Raw genomic sequence first — 12,278 nt, 5'->3', positions numbered from 1 at the left:
CGGCGAAAAACCCGTGCTGCCCGCGCCGGGCGCCGCCGTGCATTTGCCCGAACAAGGTATCGATTTAAAAGAATACCTGACCGATTTGGAAAACGAGTTGATCCGGCAGGCGCTGGAAGAATGCAACGGCGTGGTGGCGCATGCGGCGAAATTACTCAATATGCGGCGCACCACGTTGGTGGAAAAGCTGCGGAAAGTGGACGCGGTCTGATTCGCGCCAAAACAATGGCTCAGGTCAATCTAAGTGGTTAATAAATAAAGAATAAAAACATGGCTTGAATTTTGCTTTGTGCTGGATACAGTCAAAAGCCCGCATAGCCATGAACCCAAGCCATCAGCAATACCAACAAAAAACCGAACGCCTGACCGATGCCTTCCGGATGTTTAACGAACTTTCGGAAAATTTGGCGCTGTCCTACCAAGGCTTGCAGGAGCAGGTTGCCCACCTGAATAGCCAACTGGCCGCGGCCCGTAGCGAGCGTCTGGCGACTTTGAGCGAAAAAGAAAAGCTGGCCAGCCGCCTGCAGCAAATTTTGGCGGCCTTGCCGGCCGCCGTCATTTTGCTGGATGCGAAAAACCGTATCATCGATTGTAACGATCATGCCATCGGCTTTTTGGGCGAACCCTTGCTGGGCCTGCAATGGCAGGCCATCATGGCGCGCAGCCTGTTGCCGGTTCCCGATTCGCCTCACGAGCGCCGGCTCTCGGACGGCCGCATCGTCAGCATTACCCGCAATCATCTCAGCAACGATGCCGAGCAAATCATTTTGCTATCGGATGTCAGCGAATTGCGCACTCTGCAAGACCGCCTGGCGCAGCAAAAACACTTGTCCGCCATGGGCGAGATGGTCGCCGGTTTGGCCCACCAAGTGCGCACGCCGCTGGCGACCGCTATTTTATACGCTTCGCAAATGAGCAAGCCGCAACTAAACAGCACCAAACGGCTGCAATTTTCCGAAAAAATTCTGGAACGCCTGCAGTACCTGGAGCGCCAAGTCAACGACATGCTGATTTTCGCCAAGCAGGGCCGCTTGGCCATGCAGGGGTTTTCCTGGCAACAGATGCTGGCGCATATTGCGGAGCGCATGGAGGAATTTAACGGCGCCTTTTTACTGGAAAACCGGGTGGACCGGGACCGTGTGCAGGGCAACCAGGATGCCTTGCGCGGCGCCTTATTGAATTTGTTGAACAATGCGATCGAGTCCGGGGCTTGCCTGATTAGCCTGCTGGCGGTGCAAAGCGGGCAAGGCATCGAGATCAGCATTCGGGACAACGGGCCGGGTATCGGCTCGGATCGGCAAGCGCAGGTGTTCGAACCGTTTTACACCACCAAGACCCACGGTACCGGCTTGGGCTTGGCCGTGGTGGACAGTGTGGTCAAGGCGCATAAAGGCTCGGTGTATTGCCGCTCCGAATTGGGGCAGGGCAGCGAATTTGTGTTGACGTTGCCTATTTTTCAGCAGGATTTGGGCTTGTCGGTGCCGGGCGTCGATTCGGTCGGTCAGGAGAATGATTATGAAGCAGTATGATGTGCTTATCGTGGAAGACGACGCGGCATTGGGCGAAGCGCTCTGCGATACCCTGGAACTGGAAGGTTATAGCGTCATCTCGGCCAAAAACGGTATCGAGGCGCTCAGCCAGCTGCAAAAATGCGCCGTGGGCCTGGTGGTCAGCGACGTGCAAATGCCGGTCATGGACGGTTTGCGGTTGTTGCAAAATCTCAGGCAAAAATTCGAAACCTTGCCGGTATTGCTGATGACGGCATACGGCACCGTTCCCAGCGCCGTGGAAGCCATGCGGGCCGGGGCTTGCGATTATTTGATCAAGCCGTTTGAAGCCAAAGCCCTGATGGCAAAGGTAGCGGAATTAATCGTCAGCGAGCCGCCGCCGGAACAGGTGCGCGTGGTGGCCGATGAACAGATGAAAAAGCTCTACGGTCTGGCGAATAAAGTCGCCAAAACCAACGTCACCATACTGCTGGAAGGCGAAAGCGGCACCGGCAAGGAGGTGTTGGCGCGTTATATTCACCGTAATTCGCATTATCATGCCGGCCCGTTCGAGGCCATCAATTGCGCCGCCATTCCGGAAAATATGCTGGAAGCCATGCTGTTCGGTTATGAAAAAGGCGCGTTTACCGGCGCGACACAAGCCATGCCGGGCAAATTCGAACAAGCCCAGGGCGGCACTCTGCTGCTGGACGAAATTTCCGAAATGGACTTGGGTTTGCAGGCCAAAATATTACGGGTATTGCAGGAAAAAGAAGTCGAGCGCTTGGGGGGGCAGCGCAAAATAGCATTAAACGTCAGAATTTTGGCGACCACTAACCGCAAGTTAAAACAGTATGTGCAACAAGGCCGGTTCCGGGAAGATTTGTACTTCAGGTTAAGCGTATTTCCGATCCGGATTCCGCCTCTACGCGAGCGTACCGGCGATATTTTGCCGCTGGCGGCCGAATTGTTAAGCAAGCACTGCCCGCACGGCAAGGCCAATTACCGCTTCGATGCCGCCGCGATCGGCAAATTGCAAGCCTATCGCTGGCCGGGTAACGTCAGGGAGTTGGAGAATGTCATGCAGCGGGCGCTGATTTTACAAAGCGGTCACTGTATTAGTGCCGGCGATTTGTTGTTCGAAGACGACGAGTTGGATGCGTTGGATCGCTTGCCGGCCGCCCGGCCAGCTATTGATACGGCACTGGAAATACCGGACAAACAAGGCTGTGCCGATGATGCCGAATTGCAGAGTCTGGGCGATGGCGTGCGTTCCGCCGAGGAAAAAATCATTTTGCAGATACTGAACGAAGCCCGGGGCAACCGCAAGGCCACCGCGGAAAAGCTGGGCATCAGTCCGCGCACCTTGCGCTATAAGATTGCCCGCATGAAGGAAGCGGGCGTTTTCGTACCTTGTTAAATCTGGCTTGAAAAATGCTTGATAACTGAAAAGTCACTAGCAAGAGTCACGATTATGTCAGATATCAATGTCAATCAAGTGCTGGCCCAAATGCGGGCCATGTCCATCGAAGCGGGTACAAAGCCCGCCGTCGACAACGGCTCCGGCTCGGGCGATTTTGCCGCGATGCTGAAGGAATCCATCGATGCCGTCAACCAAACTCAAAAAACAGCCGGTAATTTGTCCGCTGCTTTCGAAACCGGCCAGTCCGATGTCAGTCTGGCCGAAGTCATGATTGCTTCGCAAAAAGCCAGCGTGTCCTTCCAGGCGATGTTACAAGTGCGCAATAAACTGGTCGATGCCTACAAGGATGTTATGAGTATGCCGATGTAGAGCGCTATACTTTTAGGCCATGAGCGAAGCAAACAACAATTTTCCCGTCGAGGCCCAGCCGCAAGGCGCTCGGCCGGACGACAATAACATTCATCCGGCTTTGAAAGGCTTGCTGAAGCTGTCGCCCGGTAGGCAGATCGGCATGATGCTGGCCCTGGCCGTCAGCGTGGCCATCGGCTTGGCGGTGGTGATGTGGGCGCAGGCGCCCAGTTACGATTTGCTGTTTTCCGGCGTGGCCGAAAAAGATGCCGCGGAAATCGTCGAAGCGCTGGATAAAATGGAGGTGGAGTATAAAGTAGAGCCCTCTACAGGCGCCGTGATGGTGCCGGCCGGCAATGCACGGGAACTCAAACTCAAGCTGGCGGCGCAAGGTCTGCCGCGCAGCACCAGCCTCGGCTACGAAATGCTGGACAAAGACAACGGTTTCGGCGCCAGCAAAAACGTCGAAACCATGCGGTTTCAGCGCGCCTTGGAAGGCGAGATTGCGCTGACCATCCAAACCCTGCAAAACGTCAAATCGGCCAAGGTTTTGTTGGCATTGCCGGTACAGTCGGTGTTTGTGCGGGAACGTAAAAAACCCAGCGCGTCGGTCGTCGTAGAGTTATATCAAGGCCGTGCCTTGGAAAAAGAGCAAATCGAATCCATCGTGCATTTGGTTGCCTCCAGCGTCCCGCTGATGGAAGCCGGACAGGTGACGGTGGTCGATCAAAAAGGCCGATTGCTGAACAGCAAGGACACGCCGGAAGATATTTCGCTGACCTCCAAGCAGTTCGAGTACAAAAAAAATATCGAAGAGCATTTGCGCGGGCGCATCGAAAACATCTTGGCCCCGCTGGTCGGCAACGACGGCATGCGGGCGCAGATATCCGCTGATGTCGATTTTACCGTCACCGAAAAAACCCAGGAAATGTTCAACCCCGATTTGCCCGCTTTGCGTAGCGAGCAAACCCAGGAAGATGTAAACTCGCAATCCAAGGTGCAAGGCGTGCCGGGCGCGCTATCCAACCAGCCGCCGCCTACCGGCGTGGCGCCGGAAGTGGCCAGCGGCCAGGAGAAGCCGGCCAATGCCGAATCCGGTTCCAGCAGCAAAAGCGCCACCCGCAACTACGAACTGGATAAAACCATTACCCATACCCGGCAGGCGTCCGGTGCCCTGCGGCGCTTGTCCGTGGCCGTGGTGGTGGACGACAAGCATGTCAGCGTCGACGGCAACTCCAGCCAACAGCCCTATTCGCAGGAAGATTTAAATCAACTGCGCGACTTGGTTAAACAGGCGGTGGGCTACGACAGCAGTCGCGGCGACCAGGTCACCGTGACCAATGTGGCTTTCAGGACGCCGGAAGCGCTGGAAGACATTTCCGAACCTTTCTGGGAAAAACCCTGGTTCATGGATGTCGTGAAAATGCTGATTGCGGCCGCGGTCCTGCTGCTGTTGATCTTCAAGGTGCTACGCCCCGTATTCGCCACCTTGATCGGCAAGGACGAAAAAGAAGAACAGCTCAGATTGCTGGAAGAAGCCCGGCAGGCCGCCGAGGAAATGGGCGGCGTGGTGCGTTTCGATGAAAACGGCAAACCGGTCGCGGTCAGGGTGAACGAGGAAACCGGCGAAGTATTGGGCATCTCAGGCGGCGCGGAAGACTTGCTGTTGCTGGAAGCGCCGCAAAGTTACGAAAAACGCTTGGAATACGTGCAAAAATTGATAGACGAAGACCCTAAACTGGTTGCCCAAGTGATTAAAACCTGGTTGAAAGACGATGGCTGAAAACGATAAAGACTTCTCGCACGCGCAACGGGCCTCGTTATTGCTATTGGCCGTCGGCCAGGACAGGGCCGCCAAGGTCTTGAAGCATATGGGTCCCAAGGAAGTGCAGCTGGTCGGCTCCACCATGGCGCAATTGGGGCCGATTTCCTCGGTGATGGTCGATCAGGTGCTGGAAGAATTCATCATCGAAATCAAGAACGAGACCGGCCTGGGCCTGGATTCGGACGAATATATCCGTAACATGCTGACCAATGCGCTGGGCGCCGAGAAGGCCGGCAGCATCATCGACCGGATTCTGCTGGGCGCCAACAGCAAGGGTATCGAACAACTGAAATGGATGGATACCCGTTCGATCGCCGACTTGATCCGCCTGGAACATCCGCAAATCATTTCCATTATTTTGACCCTGCTGGATCCCGACCAAGCCGCCGATGTGCTGACGCTGCTGCCGCAAAACATGCGTTCGGACATTTTGATGCGCATCGCCACGCTGGAAGGCGTGCAGCCGGCCGCCTTGCGCGAACTCGACGACATCATGGAAAAGCAATTGACCGGCAGCGACGGCGTCAAGTCCTCGCAAATCGGCGGTATCGACGCGGCCGCCAATATCCTCAACTTCATCGAAAGCGCCATCAGCGAACCGATGATGCAGGACATCAACGAAAGCAATTCCGACCTGGCGCAACGGATACAGGACAAAATGTTCGTATTCGGCGACTTGATCAATGTCGACGACCGCGGCATTCAAACCCTGCTGCGGGAAGTCTCGACCGACCAGTTGTTATTGGCCTTGCGCGGCGTGGATGCCGGGTTGCGCGACAAAATTTTCGCCAACATGTCCCGCCGCGCGGCGGAAATGCTGCGGGACGATTTGGAAGCGGCGCCGCCGGCCCGGCTCAGCGAAGTCGAGGCTGCCCAAAAAGATATCCTGTCTATTGCCAAACGGTTGTCCGATGCCGGCGAGTTAGCGCTGGGCGGTGGCGGTGGCGATGAGTTCGTCTAAGCGCGCCGGCTTTTCCGCGGCCGAACTGGAGGCATTGGATACCTGGAAAGGCCTGGAGGATTTTGCCGCTCCGCGTTCGGAAACTGTCGAAATAGAGCAGGCCACCCAAGTTTTGACGGTGGATGAAATCGAGGCCATGCAAAAGCAGGCGTATGACGAAGCCTTCGAACAGGGTCGGCTGCAGGGGTTCGAACAAGGCTCCAAACAGGGTTTCGAGCAAGGGCAAAAACAGGGGTTCGAGGCCGGGCAAAAAAAAGGCTATGAAGAAAGCCAGCATTTGCTGCAAAAACAGTTGGCGGAATTGAACCGGTTGCTTGAATCGTTGGCGGAACCCTTCAAGCATCTGGACGAGGAAGTCGAAACCGAACTGGTAAAACTGGTGATTGCCATCGCCAGCCAGATCATCCGCCGGGAAATCAAACTCGACCCCGGCCAAATCGTCGGGGTGATCCGCGAGGCGGTCAGCGTATTGCCTCTCGCTACCCAAAAGATCACTTTGAACCTGCATCCGGAAGACGCCGATTTGGTCCGCTCGGTGCTGAAGCTGGATGAAAATCCGCCGCCTTGGCGCTTGCAGGATAATCCCTTGATTACCCGCGGCGGATGCACGGTTGAAACCGATGTCTCCACGGTGGACGCCACTTTGGAAAAACGCCTGGCGGCCGTGATTGCCGCCGTGCTGGGCGGAGATCGGCAACAGGATGCCGAGCGATGATCCCGGCGGCCAATCGAAATGCCATCTGGTTGGAGCGTTTGAAACCTTATCGGGAACGCTTGAGCGAGCCGCCCGAGTTGGTGGTCGAGGGTAAGTTGTCCCGCATGGTGGGCTTGACGCTGGAAGCGGAAGGTTGCCGGGCGGCCATAGGTTCGTTATGCCAAGTCGTTACTAAAAGCGGCAAAAGCATAGGCGCGGAAGTGGTGGGTTTTTCCGGCGGCCGCTTGTTTTTGATGCCCACCGGCGATACCCAGGGCTTGGACCCGGGTTGCCGGGTGGTGCCCTTGGGTAAAAACAGTTTGGCCAATGTGGGGTTCGGTTTGTTGGGCCGGGTCATCGACGGCGCCGGTAAACCCTTGGATAGCAAGGGTCCGTTGGAAACCGACGCTAAAATTTCCCTGGCGGGTACCACCATTAACCCGTTATCCCGAAAACCGATACGCGAAGCACTGGATGTGGGTGTTAGAGCCATTAATTCCGTGCTGAGCGTCGGCCGCGGGCAACGGATGGGCCTGTTTGCCGGTACCGGGGTGGGCAAGAGCGTATTGTTGGGCATGATGACCAAATTCACCACCGCCGATGTGGTGGTGGTGGGGCTGATCGGCGAACGGGGGCGGGAGGTCAACGAATTCGTCTTGAAGATTCTGGGCGAAGACGGTTTGAAACGAGCCGTCGTGGTGGCGTCTCCGGCCGACGACTCGCCGCTGATGCGGGTACACGGGGCTTTGCGCGCCACCTGCATTGCCGAATATTTCCGCGACCAGGGCTTGGATGTATTGCTGTTGATGGATTCCCTGACCCGTTACGCGCAGGCTTATCGGGAAATCGCGCTGGCCATCGACGAGCCGCCCGCCACCAAGGGCTACCCGCCCTCGGTATTCGCCAAGCTGCCGCAATTGGTGGAGCGGGCCGGTAACGGCGATGTCGGCGGCGGCTCGATCACGGCTTTTTATACGGTACTGGCCGAAGGCGACGATACCAACGACCCGATTGCCGATGCGGCGCGCGGGGTGTTGGACGGCCACGTGGTGCTGTCCAGGGCCTTGGGCGAAGCGGGCCATTACCCCGCCATCGATATCGAGGCGTCCATCAGCCGGGTGATGCCGGATATCGTCGAAGCCGAGCATTTACAAATGGCCCGCGAATTACGCCGGCTGTATTCGACCTACCAGCAAAATAAGGATTTGATTAGCGTGGGGGCTTATAGAAGCGGTGCCGATCCGCGTATAGATAGGGCGATTGCCAAGAATCAGGCCATCATGGAGTTTCTACAGCAAAGCATGGACGAGGCCGTGGACATGAGCCGCAGCCTGACCGAATTAACGCAATTGTTGGCCGCGGGATGAAACGCTCGCAACGGTTGCAAACCATAGTCGAGTTACACGCCTTGCAGGAAAAGGAGGCTTTGCAGCTGATGGGGCGTTGCCAGCAACAATTGCAGGAGCAGCAAAAACAACTGGAGCATTTAAAGGTCTATCGGCAGGAGTATCTGGCCAAACTGGCCGACCGGCAACAGCTTGGCATGAATGTCAGTCAATTGCTGGAGTTCCGCGCCTTCGCCGAAAAACTGGACAAAGCCATAGAAGGCCAGCGCCAGGCGGTGCTGATGCAGGAACGGGAATTTCACCGCGCGCAAGCTAAATGGGAAGAAAGCCATCAGCGCACCAAAAGTTTGGAAAAACTCAGCGAAATCGCGGTGGCGGAAGAATTGAAACTGGAAAACAAGCGCGAGCAACACGAACAGGACGCCCGGGCGGCACGCTCGGCCAGGAAGGATGGCGCAAATAATGCTTAATAAAGTAAAAAGTGTGGGAGAAACGTCATGAATATTCAAGCAGCGAATCTATTGTCCGCGTTGTCCGGTTCGGAAGCTCTCGGCCATATCCAGCAGGGTTTGTTGGGTGGAGCCGGCGAGCAAGGCGGATTTGCCTCGGCGTTAATGGAACAGCTGGGCTTGCTGCAGAGCGGGGGTAACCCCGATATGTCCGCGCTGCAATCCTTAATGGACGACGCCGCCGCCAACGGCGGATTGCAAGACTTTGCCGCTTTATTCGGAAAAAATCCGCCGGCGGCGGCAAACAAGTCCGCGCAGGATATCGATCTGGAAGATACGCTGCAAACCTTGGCGGAGGTCATGCAACAGCTTCAACAGCTGGAGACCGAGGCCAACGCGCAACAAACGGCGCTTATCGATACCGAAAATCAACAGGTATTGGCGGATTTACGGCAAGCGGAACAGGATGCCGATGCGCCGGCCGATTACGGCATGCCTATTAGCGTACCGGTGGGCGCCGAGGAAGCCTTGGCACAAACGAGCGATAGTTCGGCTAGTGCCGATATATTTGCGGACGCCAAAAAACCGGCGGCATTAGCCGTCCAGACCGCCAAAACGCAAAACGTCCCCGCCAACGCGGACGGGCAAGCGGATGCGGTGGAGGCGGAATTCGATCGCGGCATTTCCGCCATGATAACGAAACAGGGTGCCGAGGCTCAGCCGCAACAGGATCAGGCCGGGCCGGAGCTAAAGTCCGCTCCCGATTCGGCTCGGCTCGGCAATGCCGCGGACGGCCAGGAGCTTAAGACCTCGCCCTCCGGTATCGCCGGCGATATCGCCCGGATGAACGGGGCGGTGCGCAACGAAACGGCAACCCCCTTACCCGGCAGCCAAACCGCCATGCAAAAACCGTTTGGCGATCCGGGCTGGCAGCAGGAATTGGGCGATAAATTGATCTGGATGCACAAGCAGGACATGCCGTCCGTGCAATTGCGCTTGAATCCCGAGCACCTGGGGCCGATTTTAGTCAAAATCGACGTCAATCAGGACCAAGCTTCCGTGGCGTTTACCGCGCAACATCTGTCGGTCAAGGAAGCCATAGAAGCCGCCATCCCCAAATTGCGGGAAATGTTGAGCGGGCAACAATTGAATCTGGCGGATGTGAATGTCTCCCAGCAACAGTCCGAGCAAAGACAGAGCGGCCGCGAATTTTTCCAAATGGCCGGCGATCGGAGCCGACGCGAGGGCGCCGATGGCGAGCTGCCGGGCGGCGCCGTGAACGAATCCCAGGATATTGTCGACGAGATAGAGGCGGGCAGGGCGATTGCCGCCAACGGCTTATTAAGCTTGTTCGCCTGATTGGCCGCCGGCCGGCAATATTGACCCCGCCGTTTATCCCGCCTACTATCCAACCATTAATGGGCGGATAGCGGGCGGCGGCCACCATGGGTCAGGAAATTCAAACCACGGCATATAGCGATAGCGACTATCGGCGTTTTCAACAGCGGCTGAGCGCGGAAACCGAATTGCTGGCCGAAATGATCCAACATAAGGCCTTTTCCGAAGCGCCGCCGGTGGCCGGATTTGAAATCGAGGCTTGGTTGTTGCATGACGACATGCAGCCGGCGCCGCTCAACGCTGCATATCTGCGGAGCTTTAATAATCCCATGGCCGGCCCGGAGCTGGCCAAGTTCAATGTGGAGCTCAACACGCCGCCGCTGACACTGACGGCGAATGCGTTGGGCCTTTTGCATCAAAATCTCGGCGCCACCTGGCGGCAGGCCGAACAGCATGCCCGGCGGATGGATTTGCATCTGTTGATGATAGGCACTTTGCCCACCCTGCGGCAAAGTCAGCTCAACCTCGGCAACATGTCCGACATGAACCGCTACCGGGCGTTGAACCGGCAGGTTTTGGAAAACCGCGTCAAACCCATAGTGCTGGATATTTGCGGCCGCGAGCATTTACGGGTCGAACACCACGATGTGATGCTGGAAGCCGCCACCACCTCGTTTCAATTGCACATCCAGTGCCCCTTGGACATGGCGCATCATATCTATAATGCCTCGATACAGGCATCCGCGGCGATGGCGGCCTTATGCGCCAATGCGCCGTATTTGTTCGGCAAGGATTTATGGGAGGAAACCCGCATCCCGATGTTCGAGCAGGCCGTGGCCTTGGGCGGCTATCGAGGCGCGGCCGGAGGGCCGCTGCACCGGGTCGGTTTCGGTTCCGATTATGCCCGCCAATCGATTTTGGAATGTTTTGCGGAAAATCTGCAGCATTTTCCGATCTTGCTGCCCGAATCTTTTGACGACGATGCGGCGGCGTTTTCCCATCTCAGGCTGCATAACGGCACTATCTGGCGCTGGAACCGGCCTTTAGTGGGTTTCGATGCCGACGGCACGCCGCATATTCGTATCGAGCACCGGGTGCCCGCCGCCGGCCCCACCGTGCTGGACGCCATCGCCAATGCGGCGTTTTTTTATGGCCTGGTGAAAAATTTGGCGGATCGGTGTGCCGAAGGGCGGGCCGATCTACCGTTTGCGCAGGCCAAGGACAATTTCTATCAGGCTGCCCGCCATGGGTTGGACAGTCATACGGTCTGGTTTGGCGGCCGCAGGCAGCGCTTGGCGGCGCTGATAGATCATGAATTGCTGCCGCGCGCCGGGGCAGGCTTGCTGGCCTTGGGTATCGACGGCAATGACGCCAACGCCTATCTGGATGTGTTGCGGCAACGTTTGGCGAATCGACAGACCGGCAGCGACTGGCAACGGCGTTTTATCAAACGAAATCCCGGCGATTTTGCCGGCTTGACCCGGCTGTATTTGCAGCGGCAACGCCAGGGAGACGCGGTTGCCGGTTGGGATGCCTCTACTTGACGAGCGTTACCTCCAGCTGGCGCGCCACGTAATCGCTGCCGCTGTATGCGCCGAACTGGCTGAGCGCATTGATGCGATAGATGGTGAGCGTTTGGTCCGCTTCCGAAAAATTCTGGCTAGTACAAGACATGCGCACGCTAAACCCTTCAAGACCGCTAAAACTCATGGCGGTCTGCGCGGCGATATCGGCGCAAGCGCCGCCGTTGTCGATGCGGGCCACGCCCCATTCGATGCCGGCATGGGCAGCCTGATAAGCCCGGGCGCCCAACAGGGCGGCATTGAATGTGCCTAGTTGTACGCCGGCGAAGCGCAGCATATAGCCGCCCAATAATCCCAGCACCACCAGGATGAAGATGGCCATGACGATGGAAAAGCCGTCTTGCTTGTTCATGGGGCGTTATCCACATGCACTTGATGAATCAGCCGGGTCGATTCGCCGGTGCTGTCGGTCAAGACGATTTGTAGGGTCACCAAGCCCGAGCGGGTTGCGGTGGCGGAGGTGTAGGCAAACGAGCAGGCGCTGAGATGGTTGACCTGCAGTTGCCCGGCAACGCCGGCGGGCGGATCGGCTTGCGCGGCGGTAATGCCGTAACCGTCGTAACGCAGCAACTCGCCGCTGCTTAAATTGCAGCGATAGGTGATGGGGGTGTCAACGATGAAAAAACGCTGTTGCGGCGATTGCAACGGAAATTTTTTAGGCGCGCTCAGAGCGATCGAGGCGGCGGTGGAGCTGGCGGCCAAGCTGGCGCGGTTGCCGCCGGCATAGGCGTCGGCATGGGTTTGGCCCAAATTGTAAATTACCACGTCGCCTTGCGGGGATGCTTGCAAACTGCCGATCACATCGAAACTGCCGTCGGCCACCG

At 57.2% G+C, this 12,278-nt stretch carries 13 protein-coding genes; 11 read left to right on the top strand and 2 right to left on the bottom strand.

Features of this window, described 5'->3' with window-relative positions; all coding sequences use genetic code 11:
* The 11 genes from NP596_RS16590 to NP596_RS16540 form a co-directional block, all read left to right on the top strand.
* Positions 1-211, top strand: a 211-nt coding sequence (locus tag NP596_RS16590) for a helix-turn-helix domain-containing protein (protein ID WP_256616506.1), incomplete at its 5' end; no start/stop codon positions are given.
* 109 nt (positions 212-320) lie between these two features.
* Positions 321-1,529 carry a sensor histidine kinase gene (locus NP596_RS16585; protein ID WP_256616505.1) on the top strand — a complete coding sequence of 403 codons (1,209 nt, stop codon included), beginning with the start codon at positions 321-323 and terminating at the stop codon, positions 1,527-1,529.
* The gene (locus NP596_RS16580; protein WP_256616504.1) at positions 1,516-2,907 is read left to right on the top strand and encodes a sigma-54-dependent transcriptional regulator; all 1,392 of its coding nucleotides are present in this window, start codon (positions 1,516-1,518) and stop codon (positions 2,905-2,907) included. The genes NP596_RS16585 and NP596_RS16580 overlap by 14 nt, the downstream gene beginning before the upstream one ends.
* A gap of 54 nt (positions 2,908-2,961) precedes the next feature.
* Entirely contained in the window at positions 2,962-3,279 is a 318-nt protein-coding gene (gene fliE / locus NP596_RS16575; RefSeq protein ID WP_256616503.1) for a flagellar hook-basal body complex protein FliE, read from the top strand.
* A 19-nt stretch (positions 3,280-3,298) separates the two neighbouring features.
* Positions 3,299-5,041 carry a flagellar basal-body MS-ring/collar protein FliF gene (gene fliF / locus NP596_RS16570; protein ID WP_256616501.1) on the top strand — a complete coding sequence of 581 codons (1,743 nt, stop codon included), beginning with the start codon at positions 3,299-3,301 and terminating at the stop codon, positions 5,039-5,041.
* Entirely contained in the window at positions 5,034-6,044 is a 1,011-nt protein-coding gene (gene fliG, locus NP596_RS16565) for a flagellar motor switch protein FliG (protein WP_256616500.1), read from the top strand. Before fliF ends, fliG begins: the two co-directional genes overlap by 8 nt.
* Positions 6,031-6,759, top strand: coding sequence for a flagellar assembly protein FliH (locus tag NP596_RS16560; RefSeq protein WP_256616499.1), 729 nt, complete (start codon positions 6,031-6,033; stop codon positions 6,757-6,759). The genes fliG and NP596_RS16560 overlap by 14 nt, the downstream gene beginning before the upstream one ends.
* The gene (gene fliI / locus NP596_RS16555; RefSeq protein WP_256616498.1) at positions 6,756-8,105 is read left to right on the top strand and encodes a flagellar protein export ATPase FliI; all 1,350 of its coding nucleotides are present in this window, start codon (positions 6,756-6,758) and stop codon (positions 8,103-8,105) included. The genes NP596_RS16560 and fliI overlap by 4 nt, the downstream gene beginning before the upstream one ends.
* Positions 8,102-8,554 (top strand): flagellar export protein FliJ, encoded by a 453-nt coding sequence (fliJ, locus tag NP596_RS16550; RefSeq protein WP_256616497.1) that lies wholly within the window; start codon positions 8,102-8,104, stop codon positions 8,552-8,554. Before fliI ends, fliJ begins: the two co-directional genes overlap by 4 nt.
* A 27-nt stretch (positions 8,555-8,581) precedes the next feature.
* Entirely contained in the window at positions 8,582-9,892 is a 1,311-nt protein-coding gene (locus NP596_RS16545) for a flagellar hook-length control protein FliK (RefSeq protein ID WP_256616496.1), read from the top strand.
* Positions 9,893-9,978: 86 nt separating this feature from the next.
* Positions 9,979-11,415 (top strand): glutamate-cysteine ligase family protein, encoded by a 1,437-nt coding sequence (locus NP596_RS16540; protein WP_256616495.1) that lies wholly within the window; start codon positions 9,979-9,981, stop codon positions 11,413-11,415.
* Here the strand turns inward: NP596_RS16540 and NP596_RS16535 are convergent.
* Both NP596_RS16535 and NP596_RS16530 read right to left on the bottom strand, forming a co-directional pair.
* Positions 11,408-11,806, bottom strand: a complete 399-nt coding sequence (locus NP596_RS16535; protein WP_256616494.1) for a hypothetical protein — start codon at positions 11,804-11,806, stop codon at positions 11,408-11,410. The two genes, NP596_RS16540 and NP596_RS16535, sit on opposite strands and share 8 nt — an antisense overlap.
* Positions 11,803-12,278: hypothetical protein (locus tag NP596_RS16530; RefSeq protein ID WP_256616493.1), on the bottom strand; the 476-nt coding region annotated here is incomplete at its 5' end. The genes NP596_RS16535 and NP596_RS16530, both read right to left, overlap by 4 nt.

Source organism: Methylomonas rivi, from assembly GCF_024505165.1.
In the GTDB taxonomy this organism is placed as follows: Bacteria; Pseudomonadota; Gammaproteobacteria; order Methylococcales; family Methylomonadaceae; genus Methylomonas; species Methylomonas rivi.
This window is presented reverse-complemented; position numbering and strand designations above follow the sequence as displayed.

Bases quoted from the DNA above. Each gene is read 5' to 3' on its own strand.
- NP596_RS16585 (WP_256616505.1), top strand. From the start codon at position 321: ATGAACCCAAGCCATCAGCAATACCAACAAAAAACCGAACGCCTGACC.
- NP596_RS16580 (WP_256616504.1), top strand. From the start codon at position 1,516: ATGAAGCAGTATGATGTGCTTATCGTGGAAGACGACGCGGCATTGGGC.
- fliE (WP_256616503.1), top strand. From the start codon at position 2,962: ATGTCAGATATCAATGTCAATCAAGTGCTGGCCCAAATGCGGGCCATG.
- fliF (WP_256616501.1), top strand. From the start codon at position 3,299: ATGAGCGAAGCAAACAACAATTTTCCCGTCGAGGCCCAGCCGCAAGGC.
- fliG (WP_256616500.1), top strand. From the start codon at position 5,034: ATGGCTGAAAACGATAAAGACTTCTCGCACGCGCAACGGGCCTCGTTA.
- NP596_RS16560 (WP_256616499.1), top strand. From the start codon at position 6,031: ATGAGTTCGTCTAAGCGCGCCGGCTTTTCCGCGGCCGAACTGGAGGCA.
- fliI (WP_256616498.1), top strand. From the start codon at position 6,756: ATGATCCCGGCGGCCAATCGAAATGCCATCTGGTTGGAGCGTTTGAAA.
- fliJ (WP_256616497.1), top strand. From the start codon at position 8,102: ATGAAACGCTCGCAACGGTTGCAAACCATAGTCGAGTTACACGCCTTG.
- NP596_RS16545 (WP_256616496.1), top strand. From the start codon at position 8,582: ATGAATATTCAAGCAGCGAATCTATTGTCCGCGTTGTCCGGTTCGGAA.
- NP596_RS16540 (WP_256616495.1), top strand. From the start codon at position 9,979: ATGGGTCAGGAAATTCAAACCACGGCATATAGCGATAGCGACTATCGG.
- NP596_RS16535 (WP_256616494.1), bottom strand. From the start codon at position 11,806: ATGAACAAGCAAGACGGCTTTTCCATCGTCATGGCCATCTTCATCCTG.